This is a genomic window from Bacillus sp. z50, from assembly GCF_058313585.1.
This window is the reverse complement of record NZ_JBZFQL010000001.1, coordinates 178,956-195,064: the sequence shown is the minus strand read 5'-3', so window position 1 is coordinate 195,064 and position 16,109 is coordinate 178,956. Positions and strand designations below refer to the sequence as shown.

The following is a 16,109-nucleotide window of genomic DNA, read 5'->3' as shown; positions in this document are numbered from 1 at the left end:
ATTTTTTACTTGTTTTATGTTAGAATAGTGGCAAATGAGGAAGAATAGGTGTTGAAACATGAATAAAAGAATAGGTTTTATTGGCTGTGGAAATATGGGAAAAGCGATGGTTGGTTCTTTGATTAACAGTAATCAAAAACTCGCTGATCAATTGTTGGTATCTGTGCGCTCAGAAGAATCAAAAGTTGCTATTTCGGAAAAGTGGCCGATTCATACAACTCTGGATAATAAAGAAGTTGTCCTAAATTCAGATATAATCTTTTTAGCAGTTAATCCAAACCAATATGAAGAAGTTATTAAAGAAATAAGAGAATATGTTACTGATAAGAAGATTCTTATTTCGATTGCTGCCGGAGTTAAAATAAAGCAAATGGATGACTGGATTGGAGCAGAATCAAAATTTATATTGTCTATGCCTAATACTCCTGTCCTGGTGAATGCAGGGATGACGGCTATTTGTCCAAATGACCATGTCACAGGAGAAGAGTTAGAGGAAATCTGCCAGTTATTTAGTGTGTTTGGAGAATATGAAATTCTTAAAGAAGATGATTTCGAAGCGTTTATTGCTTTATGCGGTTCTTCTCCAGCCTATATTTTCGTATTAATTGAAGCAATGGCAGATGCAGCTGTGAAATTAGGGATAGATCGTAAAAAAGCCTATCGAATGGCTGAACAAACCATTATGGGATCGGCAAAACTCGCTTTGGAAACAGGGATTCATCCAGCAGAACTGAAGGATCAAGTTTGCTCCCCAGGTGGTGCAACGATTGCTGCCATCACAGAACTGGAGGCACAAGGATTCAGAAGTTCTGTCATTAAAGCGATGGAGGTTTGTGCTGAACAATCAAAGAAAATGAATGATGAAGTTTACTAGAAACGAAAATAATGCAGCATCCATTTTACCTTTTAGGGATATGGATGCTGTTTTTTATGCAGTGATTATTCATGGTGTAGTTAAACCATTCTTTGTCCCGCTTTTTATGAATTACACTTTTATCAATCTTAATTAAATTGAAAAAGATTTACACTCACACGTATATTAACAACTATTTCCATGTTAAAATGTTTCTATCTGTTAAGGTCGGGAGAGTGAGTTATATGGATGGAACTTTATTATCTAACAGTATCTATTCGTTGAAAGGAGCCGATTTACGAATCATTTATAGTTTATTAACGAATTTAAATCTAAAAGAACTAATCCCATTTAATTTTAACAAAATCATTTCTAGGAAACATAACACTGATTATGTAAACTGTCTTCTTGAAAAAACCGATGAATATATTCATCTCTCAGATGAGGCATTGCAGGTCAGTTTGTTTCAGGAAATGAATAAAACACTTGAACTAGAAGGTGTTTATTATAGTGAAGCTTTCCATGTGGATAATCAATGTGAAGAAATTGTTGAAAAAGTATATCAAATATATATAAATCAGGAAAAATCATTCCTTCAAAACACGGAACAAATTGAGTTTACAAGGATCCATCACATTATTCACTATCAGCTCAGACAGCTATTTTATGAGGTGGAATATCGCTTTCAAAATCTTTCAGTTGAGGATCAGCAGGATTTTTTAAACACTATATATGAATTTATAATTCAGCTCTCAGAGGATGAAAAATGGATCCTTCTTCAACAATTGCCTGCAAATTATTTGTCAATTGAGGTTTTTAAAGAAATAGAATTATCCACTTTACTTATTCAGGTATCAAATATCAGTCTTCCTTCATTTTTTGATATGTTTACAAAGCTTTTAATGAACTACAATGAAAAGCTTCCAATGAATATCCCATTAATCAATCAAGAAAATATTTCCCCTACGACAAAATTATTAACTTCTCCATATTTTATTACACCCTATGTCCTTGGAGGCAGAGTCCTTCAAATAAACTATCAGCATCATGCCATAAAAAAAAGGCTAATGCCTTTTATCCTAATGCAGATAACTTTAGCGTATTTATGCGATGAAAATTCTGTATCCAGTCCAGTTTTATTCCTGAATGAATGGAAAAGAAGGGTAGAGGAATACCGTCAATTGGAGTATCATTCTGATTTATTAGAAATGAAACATATCGAAATGAGTTCATCTGTCCATAAATCCCGGCAGCGGATAAACGAATTTGCAAATCAAAAAAAACATATTCAGGAACGATTGAATATCGAAATGTACAAGCTTAAATCAACACTCCTTTTTATGGATATAAATGAGTTGAAGATAAATCAAAGTTTTGAAAAACATCGTACTGAGTACATTCACATCCAAAAAAAATTAAACCAATTAGCTGCATCCAAAAGCAATGAAATATTGGAAACCAGTTTAATCAAACAATTTACTAATAAATTGCTGAATATGTCAGTGACACTTGATCAGCTTGGTAAAGAGAAAAAAGTGGATGAGCTTCTTGAGAGCTTAGTCCGAGATATTTTAGATTCGGATAGTGACTTTAAACGGGCTGATCGAATTGGGATTAAACAAATACAGAAGGAATTAACGGATATTGATTTCATGATTGAAACGGAGAATAAGATTAAAAGTAAATATGAAAAGGAGCTTATCAAACTGAATCAACAATTACAGGAATGCAGCGATAAGGTGAAACAAATTGAGAACGAAAATTACGGGATTAAAGAGGTAGCGCAAAGTATATGAAAAGTCCGTTTCAGCAAAAACGGACTTTTTTTACCCCTAGTTAATAAAGAGGTTCATGATAATTGGTCCTATAATGGAACCAAAAACAGCGCTTAATGTCATGGAGATAGAACTCATGGAAAAGGTTAATTCACCGAATTCAAATGCCTTTGAGGTACCAATTGCATGGGATGCGCTGCCCAAAGCAATCCCTTTACTAACGGGATTTGTTATGTGGAATAGATTTAAAATAAGCGGCCCTAAAATAGCTCCGGTTAGACCTGCTATCATGACAAAAATAGCTGTTAATGCTGGAACCCCGCCTAATTCCTCGGAGATCTGTACAGCAACCGGGGTAGTTAATGATTTTGGCAATATGGAAACGGCAGTCTCCTCGGCTATACCAGCCAGCTTACTAAATAGAAGTCCACTAACCATTCCTGCCAATACCCCAAGAAAGACACCTCCTAAAATGACGAATATATGATCTTTTAACATTCTCCATTGTTTATAAAGCGGAAAAGCAAGTGCAACTACTGCCGGACCAAGTAATTGATTAATCCATTCTCCGCCAATCATGTATGTATCATAAGAAATATTAAAAACTGAAAGGATGCAAACAATTAAAATGGTTGTTGTTAAGATTGGCAAAAGAAAGGGATAGGAAAATCGGATATAGAGTTTATTTAATAAAAGAAATATGATGACAGTTATAATAATAATTGTAATGGCAATCAGTAATTTCCCCATTTATTTTGATCCTTTCGTTTGTTCACTGAATTTTCGAGTATCTGACTGGTTCCTCCGGATATCAGCAGGGTAAAGATTGTACTAATAAATACGACAAACATAATGATGAAACCTTTAGAGGAGAATAGCTCGGGATACTTTATAACACCGATACAGATTGGAACAAATAACAAAGGTAAGAAACCAATTAAAAAACCAGCTCCGCGATTAATGTATTCAACTGGAATCACTTTGAATTTCAAGCAAACTAACAGTAATAATAACCCGATGATACTTGCAGGGATGGGAATGCTAAACAGCTCTTGTATGAATACGCCGATATAATAAAAAAGAAAAAGAACAACGATTTGCGAGCATATGACTAAATGTTTCATGAACGTATTGGCTACTATAGAGTGAAAGTAACCTTCACCTCCAAATTTAAATGATAATTTGATATTACGCTTCCCTTCTGACAAGTCAAACAATTTGCACTTTATGGAAATTGCACTTGTACTTTAGCTAGTACATCTTATTAGCTTTTTGAATCCTGTTAAATCAGAGGCTCTGTTGTTTAGCTTTTCTAATTATTGCTTCTAATTTAAGCAAAGATAAGAGGATAAAAAGAGGGTGAGGAGTAATTTAAAGCTTTACAATCTAGAAAAACGTAATTCCGTATATGTCCGGCCAGTATCTTTTTAAAGCTTCCCGTATGAAAACGGAAACAGAAAAATTAGTGAGGATTCTTGTTTGGTTTATTTTACCTCCTAAAAAATTAAAAAAAGGTCTTTTAATCTGATCATGCGCATGCTAGTATACTAGTGTAAATGAACGAAACATAGTTTGAACCAAGAAGAAGTTTCAAACATTTATTTTACTCTTGTTTGTGAAATAATGAGCAATAGTAATTATAATTTATTTTTACACGAAATATTAATGATCAGTTTTAGAACAATTTTACCTCCTGCATTTTATTTTACTTTTCTTTGTGAAATAATGAGCAAAATGAAATGTAAATAAAATTTAGGAGTAAGTATATACTACCAGTTAAGAAGCCTTTACTGTTTACAAAAGATTGATGGAAGTATGGAGTGTAAGTGTTTGAACCTGCTTGGCGGTATTTTCGTCATTTATAACTATTATAGTATTTGGAGGTAATTAAATGAGTGCAGAAGCTTTGAAAAAACAAGGCTCACCAAAAGAAAACCCTACTCCTAATGTTCGTCCTTTCGGCATGAGGGACAAAATTGGATATCTATTAGGTGACTTTGGAAACGATTTCTTTTTCTTATTGGTAAGTGCTTACTTAATGGTATTCTATACCGATATTTTTGGCATCAATGCAGCGACAGTTGGTGCGCTCTTCATGGCTGCTCGTTTATGGGACGCAGTAGCAGACGTAACTTGGGGACGTTTTATTGACACTAGAAAACCAACTAAAAATGGTAAATTTAGACCATGGGTACTAAGAATGTCATTCCCATTAGTTTTCTCAGGGGTTTTAATGTTCGTTACGATTCCTGGTATGGGTGATGGTTTCTACTTGGCATGGGCGTTCGTAACATATATCGTTTGGGGTACTTTGTACAGTACAGTTAATATTCCTTACGGATCTATGGCTTCTGTTATGACAGATAATCCAGTTGAACGTACTTCTTTATCTACTTACAGAACAGCTGGCATGATGCTTGCGAGCTTGATCATCAATGCAGTCGGACCAATGATTGTCTTTGTTGATAACAAAATCGATGCAAATCGTATGTTTATGGCTGCTTGTATCTTTGGTGTGTTGGCAATTTCTTGTTACATCGGTTGCTACAAATTAACAACTGAACGTATCGTTCCTGAAACAAATGATGCAGAAAAAATGGATCTTCGTAAAACGCTTAAAGCGATCGGTCAAAACAAACCACTTATTTGGATTTTAACTGCATCTTTATTATTCATGACAAACAGCATGCTTATGGGAGCAGTGAACGTATACCTATTTAAAGATTATTTCACTAGCACTGCAGCGTTAAGTCTTGTTGGTGTTATGACTACAGTTACAGCATTTATAGCAATGCCGTTGGTTAAACCATTAGTTGCTCGTTTCGGTAAAAAAGAAATTGCTTCTATTGGTATGGGATTTGCGGCTATCATTTACTTCGTACTATTCATGCTGAAAGATATTGATGCAATGACATTTGTATGGATTGCAGCACTTGGTATGTTTGGTACAGCATTCTTAAACGTTGTTATTTGGGCGTTTGTAACGGATGTTATTGATTATCATGAGTTCTTAACTGGTTTACGTGAAGATGCAACGATTTATTCAGTTTACTCCTTCGCTCGTAAAGTAGGTCAAGCCGTTGCTGGTGGTCTTGGCGGTTTCTTGATCGCTGCAGTTGGTTACAATGCAGCACTTGAAACACAAACAGAAGGTACGTTAAATGGAATTCATGCACTTGGTACATTAGCACCAGCGTTGTTCTATGCAGTTATTTTCTTAATCCTAATGTTCTTGTACCCATTAAACAAGAAACGTACAGAGCAACTTGCAATTGATATTGCTGAAAGACGTAAAAAATAATTAGTAAAGAGATAGCTCTTAAATGGGCTATCTTTTTTTGTTATTGGGGAATTTGTAAAAAGAAGAAAAGGATGTAAAAGGAAGAGTATTTAATGAATTACGTACATACTTTGAATCTGGTAGAGCATGATAAGTAATGGGCATTTAATGTATGAGTTATGTTCAAATTTAGAAAAATAAATTATTGATATAACTCGTCAAGTATGCTAGTATACAAGCATGCAATAACACGTATACATAGTGTTTATGAAAATTTCAATGCAAATATATGGAGGTATGACGAAATGACTACTTTACCTTTTAAAGTTGATTTAACAGATAAAGTTGCGGTTGTTACAGGCGGCGCTGGAATCCTTTGCGGAGCATTTGTTGATGCTTTGGCTGCATGTGGAGCGAAAGTTGCCATTCTTGACCGCGCTTTAGAAAATGCTGAAAAGAAAGCTGAAGAAGTTCGCCAAAAAGGCGGAATTGCGATTGGTGTTGAAGCAAACGTATTAGACAAAGAAAGCCTAAAAGCTGCACACGCAGTTGTAAAAGAAAAATTAGGTCTTTGCGATATCTTAATCAACGGTGCTGGTGGTAACCATCCACTTGGAACTACTACTAAAGAATATTTATTCCCAGAAGATTTGAATGGTCAATTGAAAGATACAATCACTTTCTTCGATTTAGATCCAGAAGGAGTTCAATTCGTATTCAACTTGAATTTCTTAGGTACTTTATTACCTTCTCAAGAATTTGCAAGTGATATGGTAAATCGTAAAGGTGCAACAATCATCAATGTATCTTCTATGAATGCATACACACCATTAACAAAAATTCCTGCTTACAGCGGTGCGAAAGCTGCAGTAAGTAACTTTACACAATGGTTAGCGGTTCACATGTCTAAAGTTGGAATCCGTGTTAATGCAATTGCTCCAGGATTCTTCGTTACAGCACAAAATGAAAAATTGTTGAAAAACGAAGATGGCTCTTACACTGAGCGTTCTGAGAAAATCCTTCGCAATACGCCGATGGATCGTTTTGGTGAAGCGGAAGAGCTTGTTGGAACAATGTTATACCTTGCAAGCCATGAAGCATCCAGCTTTGTTAATGGCGTAATCATCCCAGTTGATGGTGCGTTCTCTGCATATTCTGGTGTTTAATTAGGGCTAAAAAATTGAAAACAAATAGCGATTAATCTATCGCTATTTGTTTTGTTGATATCGACTCGAAAACTGGAGTGTGAATGTTATGTTACCAAAATTTGAAGTATTAAATGAAATGCGCAAAGGCTATGTTGTAGCAGTTGTTCGCGGTAAGACAAAAGAAGAAGCTGTTGAAATTGCTAAACAAGCATATGCAGGCGGTATTCGTTCTTTAGAAATTACATTTACAACACCTGATGCAGGTGACGTTATTGCTGAACTTGCAAGCATGAATGATGACAACATGATCATTGGTGCTGGAACAGTATTAGATGAAGCTACAGCTCGTCTTGCTATTATGAAGGGTGCACGCTATATCGTGAGTCCACACTTTGATAAAAACATTTCATTAATGTGTAATCGTTATTGTGTTCCTTACTTACCAGGTTGCGGATCCGTAACTGAAGTAATGGAGGCTGTTACATACGGTTCTGATGTTATCAAAATGTTCCCTGGAAGCCTTCTTGGCAAATCCTTCATTAAGGATGTACACGGACCACTTCCACATGTTCAAATGATGCCTTCAGGCGGTGTTAGCAAGGATAACTTGGCTGACTGGATCGAAGTTGGTGCATTTGCAGTAGGTATCGGAAGTGCCTTAACGAAGAATGTGAAAGATGGAGATTACAGCTCTGTCCAAGCAGTTGCAAGAGAGTTTATGGACCATTTAGCAACACTTCAAAATAAATAATCAAGACCTGCTACATAAAGGAGGGTAAAGCGGATGAGTTCATTTATACATGAAAACTTTATATTGCAAAATGAAACAGCTGTGAAGTTGTATCATGAATACGCTAAGAATATGCCTATTTATGATTACCACTGCCATTTATCCCCAAAGGATATTGCAGAGAATCGTAAATTTAAAAATATAACTGAACTATGGCTCGAAGGTGACCATTATAAATGGAGAGCAATGAGAGCACATGGGATTCCTGAAAAGTATGTTACTGGTGATGCCGATCCGAAGGAGAAGTTTGAGGCTTGGGCTAAAACTGTTCCATATACAGTTGGAAACGCTTTGTATCACTGGACTCATATTGAGTTAAAAAACTACTTCGGTATTGAAGAATTATTAAACGAACAAACATGGGAAAGCATTTGGAACCGTTGTAATGAATTGTTGCAGCAAGATGATTTTTCTGTTCGCGAACTCATCAAACGCTCAAATGTAAAAGTAATTGGCACGACAGATGATCCGACGGATGATCTTATGTATCATGCGCAAATCGCTGAATTGCCTGATTTCCCAGTGAAGGTTCTTCCTTCATTCCGACCTGACAAAGGATTGGAAATCAATAAAGCTACATTCGTTCCATTCGTGGAGACTCTTGAAAAGGTTGCTGACAAATCATTAGCAACTTATGCGGATTATATTGCGGCTCTATTGGATCGAGTTCAATATTTCCACGAAAAAGGCTGCAGAATTTCTGACCATGGCCTATCAGAGGTTCCATTTGCTGAATTCGATGAAAGCGAATTAGATGGAATTTATCAATCTGGTCGTAGCGGTAAAGCTGTAAGCCTAGAGGATGAAAATAAATTCAAGACAGCCATCATGATTGCTCTTGCAAAGGCCTACACAGAAAGAGGCTGGGCAATGCAGCTTCACTTTGGTGCAATCCGCAATAACAACACAAAAATGTTCAAAAGATTAGGACCTGATGCAGGCTTTGACTCCATCAGTGATCAAGGCGAAGTAGCCGCACCATTAAATGCGCTGCTAGACGCGTTAGAAATCAGGGATTCCCTGCCTAGAACAATTGTGTATAATTTGAATCCTGTTTATAACGAACTGATTGGTACAACGATTCAAAACTTCCAAACAAACGAAGAAGGAATCGCGGGTAAAATCCAATTTGGTTCTGGTTGGTGGTTCAATGACACTAAACCAGGCATGATTCGCCAAATGACAGCTTTAGCTGATCAAGGATTATTAAGTCACTTTGTAGGGATGCTGACAGATTCACGTAGCTTTATCTCTTATAGCAGACATGAATACTTCCGCCGCATTCTATGTAACTTAATAGGTACTTGGGTAGAATCTGGCGAAATTCCAAATGATCCGGCATTGCTGCAAAACTTAATTGAAAACATCTGCTTTAATAACGCTAAGAACTATTTTAATATAGATCTTCAATAATTTTTAGGAGGAAACTTACTATGGAAATGTCATTCCGTTGGTATGGAAAAACTGATAGTATTCCTTTGGAATACATCCGTCAAATTCCAGGTATGAAAGGAATTGTAACAGCTATTTATGATATCCCGGTTGGTGAAGCTTGGCCGATGGATAAAATCGAAGAATTGAAAAAGACTGTAGAAGATGCTGGTATGCACATCTCTGTTATCGAGAGCGTACCGGTTCATGAAGATATCAAAATTGGTTTGCCAACTCGTGACAAATATATCGAGAACTACAAAACGACTTTACGTAACCTTGGTAAAGCTGGTATCCCAGTTGTGTGCTACAACTTCATGCCAATCTTTGACTGGACACGTACAGATTTAGAATACCGTCTTCCAGATGGTTCTACAGCTCTTATCTTCGAAGAAGAAGTAGCTAAGAAAATGGATCCACTAACAGGTGAACTTTCTTTACCAGGTTGGGATTCCAGCTATAAAAAAGAAGACCTGCAACAATTATTTGATCACTACAAAAATGTTGATCATGAAAAACTTTGGGAAAACCTTGAGTATTTCATTAAAGAAATTATTCCAGTTGCAGAAGAAGCTGGCGTAAAAATGGCAATCCACCCAGATGATCCGCCATTTGATATCTTTGGATTACCACGTATCATCACAAACAAAGAAAACCTAGAAAGATTCGTTAACCTATATGACAGCCCATATAACGGTTTAACAATGTGCAGCGGTTCACTTGGTTCTCACCCAAATAACGATTTCCCAGAAATGCTTCGTTACTTTGGTAAGAAAGACCGCGTAAACTTTGTACATGCCCGCAACGTTAAATTAACAGGCGGAATGTCATTCGAAGAAAGTGCTCACCCATCTGAGTATGGTTCTGTTGATATGTATGAAGTGATTAAAGCAATGAAAGACTTCAACTATGAAGGACCAATCCGTCCTGACCACGGTCGTATGATCTGGGGCGAAACTGGTAAGCCTGGTTACGGTTTATATGATCGTGCATTAGGTGCTACTTACCTAATTGGATTATGGGAAGCAGTAAATAAAAATAATCGCTAATGATTAAAATAAGTCGATGCGAATCTTCCAAGTAAGAATTCGTATCGGCTTATTCATATAGAAGGAGAGTATAGAAATGAAGGACAACATCAAAGAATTTGTTAAAACAAAAGACTTTTTAGTATGCGTTGATTCCGATGGTTGCGCAATGGATACGATGGGTGTAAAACACGAAGAAGCATTTGGACCGCGTGCAGTAGATGTATGGGAGCTTCATCACATTAAAGATCGTTTCCTAAAAGTATGGAATGATATCAACCTTTACACAAGAACAAGAGGAATCAACCGCTTTAAAGGGGTTGTCGCTACTTTCGAAGCTTTAGAAAAAGAAGGCATTGAAATGCCTGATATCACTTCTTTCAAAAAATGGGCTGAAACAACGAATGAACTTTCCAATCCATCACTTGAAAGAGCGATTGCTGAAACAAATGATGAGCAATTAAAGAAAGCTTTAGAGTGGAGCCATGCGGTTAATCGTACGATTGAGGAAGAACTAGCTGGAAATGATAAACCTGTTGAAGGTGCTAAAGAAGGCTTAGCAGCTGCTAATAATGTAGCAGATGTAGCGATTGTATCATCAGCAAATGGTGCAGCTGTACTTGATGAATGGACAAGACATGAACTAAACGTACATGTTGATGTCATGCTTGGACAAGAAGCTGGTACTAAAGCTTACTGCATAGAGCAATTGAAAAAATTCGGTTATGAAAACACTCGTGTATTGATGATCGGTGATGCTCCTGGAGATTTATCTGCTGCTGAGGTAAATGACGTTCTTTATTACCCAATTCTTGTTGGTAAAGAGAAATTCTCTTGGGATCGTTTTCAAAACGAAGCTTTGGCTAAATTCTTAGACGGCAGCTTTGCAGGAGAATACCAAAAACAATTGATTAAGGAATTCAACGATAACTTAAAATAAGGTTTGGAGGAAGTCCAGATGATTCAAAAAATTGCTAAAAACATCCCAATGCCAAAGGTTGATCTAAAAGCAAAGCCATATAATCTATCTGATGAAGATATTAAATGGGTTAAAGATACAATCGCTGGAATGACTACAGAAGAGAAGATCGGTCAGTTATTTATTAACCTATTCTTCTTTGGTGATGATAAATTCAGCGGTAATACATTCACAAACAAAGAACTGCTTGAAAAATACCATATCGGCGGGGCTCGTTATATGGGGGCTACATCCGATAAAGTACAAGCACTTATCAACGAACTTCAAAAGGATTCCAAAATTCCATTACTAGTAGCAGCGAACTGTGATGCAGGCGGTAATGGTGCGGTAAACGATGGTACATATGTGGCCTCAGCTGCTATGTGTGAAGCTTCTGGTGATGAACAATTATCCTTTGATGCCGGTTATGTAAGTGGTCGTGAAGCGCATGCGGTTGGTGTTAACTGGAACTTCGACCCATGTGTGGATATCCTAAAAAACTGGAGAAATACAATCGTAAATACTCGTGCTTACGGTACAACTGCTGAACCGGTTATCAAGCACACAAATTCATACATTAAAGGGTTAACAGAAAGTAATGTTGGTGTTTGCATTAAGCACTGGCCTGGTGATGGAACAGAAGAACGCGACCAGCATTTAGTCATGGGCGTAAATGAATTATCTGTAGACGAATGGGAAAAATCCTTCGGTGAAGTATACCGTAATCATATTGAGAACGGTGTACACTCTATTATGGCCGGTCATATTGCTTTGCCAGAATATCAAAAAGCATTAGTACCTGAATTAGAAGACCGTGATATCTTGCCAGCTACGTTAGCGCCAGAATTAATTAATGGTCTCCTAAAAGGCAAATTAGGCTTCAACGGTCTAGTCTTGACTGATGCATCTCATATGCTTGGTATGACAGCAGCGATGAGACGTGAAGAATATGTACCGCAATCCATTGCAGCAGGCTGTGATATGTTCTTGTTCTTCAACGATATTGATGAAGACTACAACTTCATGTTAAATGGTTACAAAAATGGAATCATTACAGAAGAACGACTTCAAGATGCATTAGAAAGAATCCTGGGCTTTAAAGCGACACTAGGCTTGCACAAAGCGCAAAAAGACGGTTCCATCTTCCGCAATGAAGAAGACTTAAAAGTAATTGGCTGTGAAGATCATATCGAGCGTGCTAAACAAGCTGCAGATAAAGGAATTACGCTTGTTAAAAACACATTGGATCAATTGCCAATTCGCCCAGAAACACATAAACGTATTCGTCTGTATTTCTTAGAAGGAGAAAAAGGCGGCATTTATGAAGGCGATGACAAAACTCTTAACTATATTGTGAAAGAGCTTGAAAGCAGAGGCTTTGAAGTAACCGTTAACGAAGGTGACACTCGTGTTAAAGGCCCAACATTAAAATATCGTGAAGAAGTAGATGCAGCTCTTGTATTTGCCAATGTCATCGGTTATGGTGCAGAAAACAACTACCGTATCAGATGGAAAACGGCTATGGCAAACGAGATCCCTTGGTATGTACATGAAGTTCCAACCGTATTCGTATCATTGAACTTCACAACACACTTAACTGATGTGCCAATGGTAAAATGCTATATTAATGCATACAAAGATACTGAAATCACAATTAAAGCGGTTATTGACAAGATCATGGGTGAATCAGAATTCCATGGTACACCAAATGAAAACGTTTGGTGTAATAAGTGGGATACAAGACTATAATATACGGTCATTGATATATTGAAATTATATTCAGTCCACGAAAAACATGCGGATCTACATGCTTTAAGCATGCGGGTCCGCTTTTTTAATGGTTCATTCTAACTTTAAGATAATAAACTTCAATGAATTAACACTAAAAGTATAATAACTCCGGTAACATTTAAAATTACTTTTTATGAGAGAAAATAACATATGTTTTTATTAATAAGAACTAAACAAACTATGTTCCAAATCTTCATAGTTTTTTTCTAAAAACCCAGCCACCAAGAAAAAATCACAAAACCCACCAAGAAAGAAAAAATTTGATAATATAAGATTAAAAGTGATGTCTAATGTAAGAGGTGAGGGGAATGAACAGAGGATTCTTATTAAAACAAAAAGCATTTTTAAAGCTTTATCTACTGGAGATTGCTTCTCATCCAAGGGACTATGGTTCCATGGTGTTAAATGATTTAAGAGAAAAATTTAAACCATTTGGCTATTCGCCAACCCATACGGAAATTTATAAAACCTATAAAGAATTGTATAAAGCCGGATTCGTAAAAAAAAGAACCGAAATACTCGGCGATCCGCAAGAAAATGTTCAAGAAGTTTTTATTTATTATTTAACGGATAAAGGGAAAGAAGAATTAGAAATTTACCGAAAGTTAATGAAAAAAGAGCTGGAACGTTCAATCGGCATACTGCAGGTTGCTTTAGAGGATCATTTTGGTCCAGTTAAGAAAATATAAGGGTCAGGATTCTAAATAAATAGCAAAATAAAATTAGGTTTCAACAGGCAGACTGATTTGCATAGCAAGTCGGTCTGTTTTGCATGTATAGAATGAATTACACCTTAAGTTTACGTATTTATGATTTAAAGGGATGCAAATGAAAATTTGAAAAAAGATCCCTCCTATTAAAAAAACATAAATAAATCGATTCGAATTAAAATACATATATAGTAATGGGATAAAGATGTTCAATTTAGTTAGCTCCCAAGAATTCGTTTGTTTATAAGTATAAAAAGCACTAATAAACGAAATATTAAGTTGTGATTATTAAAATGGTTTAAGGACAATTTATTCTCACTTGGCAATTGCTTTATTTACTGAGGGGGTGCTAAAGATGATCATACAGGATCACGATTTCACGATGGGCAAGTTAACTTCTTTATTGGTACTCTTACATAACAATGAAGCGGGAGAAATGATAAAGAAGCAGTTAAACATGGAAAATTGCCGGTATACTGTGGGAAGTATAGGATCTATCGACTTGAATAAAGTCATCTCTGTCATTGAAGCAAGTGCAAAAACAAAGGGAATTATAAATTCGGAATCCTACAATGAACGAAATACGTTATATCATACCATTTTAGAGGCAGTACAAGGAGTCGGCAGAGGGACCATTCAAGTAGGTGACTTACTTAAAAAAGTTGATTTAACCTATGGCATAGTAAGAGGTAAAAATAAAAAAATAAGCACGGGCAATGAATGGATTGGTGTTTGCATTTATGGACGGTCTGATTCAGAGGAAAAAGGGATTGAACAGGAAACATTAGGCCTTGGTTTTAATCATTTATAGTCAGCGCTATCTGTCACCCTATTCAGAAGACTTCACCAGGAATAATTTTTCCTAGTGAAGTCTTCTTTTTATATTTTTTATGAATAACATGTTTGATCAAGGCAGGACCATGTGTATGGATGGTTAAAAAAACAGAAACACAATCATTTTATCGGTAATTTAAAGGGAATATCTAACTGTTGATGAAAAAGTATTATATGCAGTGATTTTAAGTAGCTAATGAATAAAGATTCTAATTGAAAAAATTACACATTAAGTTAAATGGATGGAGGGGATTTTTACTTATCTAATTTGAAATAGAGTGTATCTTGTTTAGGGAATTGAATCTGGGCTTTTTATGTAATTGATCATAAATTAAGGTGTACTTTCACCATCCTATACACCATCCAAACTAGACCGCCAATATAAAGATTTTAGTAAAACTCTACATAATCTTTTCTCAAAAATCAAATAGACAACAGGATTCTATTTATTCCAAAACAGAAATTTGTAGTTGTAAAATCAAAAAATGATAAAAAAATTGGAGGTGGAGAACAAATGAGAAAAGAAAGTGTCAAAGAATTAGCGGAGCAATCCGTTTTGCCGATTATTGTTTCACCAATGTTTATTATTTCTACTCCTGAAATGGTACTTGCAAGCTGTAATGCCGGGGTTATTGGTACTTTTCCAACTTTAAATGCACGAACTGAGGAACAATTGGAGGCATGGTTTCAAGAAATAAAGGATGGACATGTAAGATTACAGAAAGAACATAGAAACAAAAAAATAGCACCCTGGGGAGTAAACTTAATTGTTCATTCTACTAATCATCGTTATGAAAGTGATTTAGCGTTAATAAAGAAATACCAACCACCTATCGTAATTACGTCACTTGGAAAACCGGTAAATGAAGTTAAAATCGTCCATGAATATGGCGGGCTGGTTTTTTCTGATGTTATAAGCATTAAGCATGCAAAAAAAGCAGCTGAGGCCGGAGTAGATGGATTAATTCTTGTTTGCAATGGCGCGGGTGGTCATGGAGGGACGTTGAATCCGTTTGCCTTTATAGCTGAAGTTAAACAATTTTGGAATGGAATTATTATTTTGGCAGGTTGTATATCAAACGGACAAGAAATTCTTGCAGCAAAAGTGCTGGGTGCTGATTTTGTTTATATGGGAACTCGGTTTATCGCTTCTTTGGAAGCGGTTACTAAAGAAGGGTATAAAGAAATGTTAATTGAATCGAATGCCAGCGATATTATTTATACGAATACCTTTAGTGGTGTGAATGCAAATTACCTCACACCAAGTATCAAAAAAGCTGGTTTGGATCCAGCTAACCTACCGGGGAAAAGCGAAATGAATGTGGTTCGTCAACAAAATGAAGCAAAAGCCTGGAAGGATATTTGGTCTGCAGGCCAAGGAGTAGGGTCGATTAAAGATATTCAACCAATAGAGTCTATTATTAAAACTTTGCAGCAGGAATATGAGAAAGCATTAGACATATTACCTTCAACAGCAGCTACTAAGTTATGAATCTAAAAAAAAGTTATTT

At 36.2% G+C, this 16,109-nt stretch carries 14 protein-coding genes; 12 read left to right on the top strand and 2 right to left on the bottom strand.

Going from position 1 to position 16,109, the window contains the following annotated elements; translation table 11 throughout:
- Nucleotides 1–58: 58 nt before the first annotated feature.
- Both proC and AC4G3N_RS00860 read left to right on the top strand, forming a co-directional pair.
- A complete protein-coding gene (gene proC / locus AC4G3N_RS00865) occupies nt 59–874 on the top strand; it encodes a pyrroline-5-carboxylate reductase (RefSeq protein WP_491089557.1) in 816 nt (271 codons plus the stop codon).
- Nucleotides 875–1,098: 224 nt separating this feature from the next.
- A complete protein-coding gene (locus AC4G3N_RS00860) occupies nt 1,099–2,649 on the top strand; it encodes a hypothetical protein (RefSeq protein WP_148629746.1) in 1,551 nt (516 codons plus the stop codon).
- Between the two features lie 36 nt (nt 2,650–2,685).
- Here the strand turns inward: AC4G3N_RS00860 and AC4G3N_RS00855 are convergent, their stop codons facing one another.
- Together AC4G3N_RS00855 and AC4G3N_RS00850 are read right to left on the bottom strand one after the other, a co-directional pair.
- Entirely contained in the window at nt 2,686–3,378 is a 693-nt protein-coding gene (locus tag AC4G3N_RS00855; protein ID WP_491089556.1) for an LrgB family protein, read from the bottom strand.
- The gene (locus AC4G3N_RS00850) at nt 3,363–3,752 is read right to left on the bottom strand and encodes a CidA/LrgA family protein (protein ID WP_139891896.1); all 390 of its coding nucleotides are present in this window, start codon (nt 3,750–3,752) and stop codon (nt 3,363–3,365) included. The genes AC4G3N_RS00855 and AC4G3N_RS00850 overlap by 16 nt, the downstream gene beginning before the upstream one ends.
- Nucleotides 3,753–4,519: 767 nt before the next feature.
- Between AC4G3N_RS00850 and AC4G3N_RS00845 the strand changes: the two genes are divergently transcribed.
- The 10 genes from AC4G3N_RS00845 (at nt 4,520) to AC4G3N_RS00800 (ending at nt 16,090) form a co-directional block, all read left to right on the top strand.
- Entirely contained in the window at nt 4,520–5,929 is a 1,410-nt protein-coding gene (locus tag AC4G3N_RS00845; RefSeq protein WP_066103662.1) for an MFS transporter, read from the top strand.
- A 284-nt stretch (nt 5,930–6,213) separates the two neighbouring features.
- A complete protein-coding gene (locus AC4G3N_RS00840) occupies nt 6,214–7,074 on the top strand; it encodes an SDR family oxidoreductase (protein ID WP_066103664.1) in 861 nt (286 codons plus the stop codon).
- A gap of 88 nt (nt 7,075–7,162) precedes the next feature.
- Nucleotides 7,163–7,807, top strand: a complete 645-nt coding sequence (locus AC4G3N_RS00835) for a bifunctional 2-keto-4-hydroxyglutarate aldolase/2-keto-3-deoxy-6-phosphogluconate aldolase (RefSeq protein ID WP_066103666.1) — start codon at nt 7,163–7,165, stop codon at nt 7,805–7,807.
- Between the two features lie 33 nt (nt 7,808–7,840).
- Nucleotides 7,841–9,259, top strand: a complete 1,419-nt coding sequence (uxaC, locus tag AC4G3N_RS00830) for a glucuronate isomerase (protein WP_066103668.1) — start codon at nt 7,841–7,843, stop codon at nt 9,257–9,259.
- A gap of 20 nt (nt 9,260–9,279) precedes the next feature.
- Nucleotides 9,280–10,326 (top strand): mannonate dehydratase, encoded by a 1,047-nt coding sequence (uxuA, locus tag AC4G3N_RS00825; RefSeq protein WP_066103670.1) that lies wholly within the window; start codon nt 9,280–9,282, stop codon nt 10,324–10,326.
- Nucleotides 10,327–10,402: 76 nt separating this feature from the next.
- On the top strand, nt 10,403–11,245 hold the full coding sequence (locus tag AC4G3N_RS00820) for an HAD family hydrolase (RefSeq protein ID WP_491089555.1): 843 nt from the start codon (nt 10,403–10,405) through the stop codon (nt 11,243–11,245).
- Nucleotides 11,246–11,263: 18 nt separating this feature from the next.
- Entirely contained in the window at nt 11,264–13,012 is a 1,749-nt protein-coding gene (locus AC4G3N_RS00815) for a glycoside hydrolase family 3 protein (protein ID WP_225983567.1), read from the top strand.
- 350 nt (nt 13,013–13,362) lie between these two features.
- The gene (locus tag AC4G3N_RS00810) at nt 13,363–13,743 is read left to right on the top strand and encodes a helix-turn-helix domain-containing protein (protein ID WP_066103674.1); all 381 of its coding nucleotides are present in this window, start codon (nt 13,363–13,365) and stop codon (nt 13,741–13,743) included.
- Nucleotides 13,744–14,119: 376 nt separating this feature from the next.
- A complete protein-coding gene (locus AC4G3N_RS00805; protein ID WP_066103676.1) occupies nt 14,120–14,575 on the top strand; it encodes a HutP family protein in 456 nt (151 codons plus the stop codon).
- A 537-nt stretch (nt 14,576–15,112) separates the two neighbouring features.
- The gene (locus AC4G3N_RS00800) at nt 15,113–16,090 is read left to right on the top strand and encodes an NAD(P)H-dependent flavin oxidoreductase (protein WP_066103678.1); all 978 of its coding nucleotides are present in this window, start codon (nt 15,113–15,115) and stop codon (nt 16,088–16,090) included.
- Nucleotides 16,091–16,109: the final 19 nt, after the last annotated feature.

Excerpts from the sequence above, each read along its gene's own strand:
- proC (WP_491089557.1), top strand. The coding sequence starts at position 59 with ATGAATAAAAGAATAGGTTTTATTGGCTGTGGAAATATGGGAAAAGCG.
- AC4G3N_RS00860 (WP_148629746.1), top strand. The coding sequence starts at position 1,099 with ATGGATGGAACTTTATTATCTAACAGTATCTATTCGTTGAAAGGAGCC.
- AC4G3N_RS00855 (WP_491089556.1), bottom strand. The coding sequence starts at position 3,378 with ATGGGGAAATTACTGATTGCCATTACAATTATTATTATAACTGTCATC.
- AC4G3N_RS00850 (WP_139891896.1), bottom strand. The coding sequence starts at position 3,752 with ATGAAACATTTAGTCATATGCTCGCAAATCGTTGTTCTTTTTCTTTTT.
- AC4G3N_RS00845 (WP_066103662.1), top strand. The coding sequence starts at position 4,520 with ATGAGTGCAGAAGCTTTGAAAAAACAAGGCTCACCAAAAGAAAACCCT.
- AC4G3N_RS00840 (WP_066103664.1), top strand. The coding sequence starts at position 6,214 with ATGACTACTTTACCTTTTAAAGTTGATTTAACAGATAAAGTTGCGGTT.
- AC4G3N_RS00835 (WP_066103666.1), top strand. The coding sequence starts at position 7,163 with ATGTTACCAAAATTTGAAGTATTAAATGAAATGCGCAAAGGCTATGTT.
- uxaC (WP_066103668.1), top strand. The coding sequence starts at position 7,841 with ATGAGTTCATTTATACATGAAAACTTTATATTGCAAAATGAAACAGCT.
- uxuA (WP_066103670.1), top strand. The coding sequence starts at position 9,280 with ATGGAAATGTCATTCCGTTGGTATGGAAAAACTGATAGTATTCCTTTG.
- AC4G3N_RS00820 (WP_491089555.1), top strand. The coding sequence starts at position 10,403 with ATGAAGGACAACATCAAAGAATTTGTTAAAACAAAAGACTTTTTAGTA.
- AC4G3N_RS00815 (WP_225983567.1), top strand. The coding sequence starts at position 11,264 with ATGATTCAAAAAATTGCTAAAAACATCCCAATGCCAAAGGTTGATCTA.
- AC4G3N_RS00810 (WP_066103674.1), top strand. The coding sequence starts at position 13,363 with ATGAACAGAGGATTCTTATTAAAACAAAAAGCATTTTTAAAGCTTTAT.
- AC4G3N_RS00805 (WP_066103676.1), top strand. The coding sequence starts at position 14,120 with ATGATCATACAGGATCACGATTTCACGATGGGCAAGTTAACTTCTTTA.
- AC4G3N_RS00800 (WP_066103678.1), top strand. The coding sequence starts at position 15,113 with ATGAGAAAAGAAAGTGTCAAAGAATTAGCGGAGCAATCCGTTTTGCCG.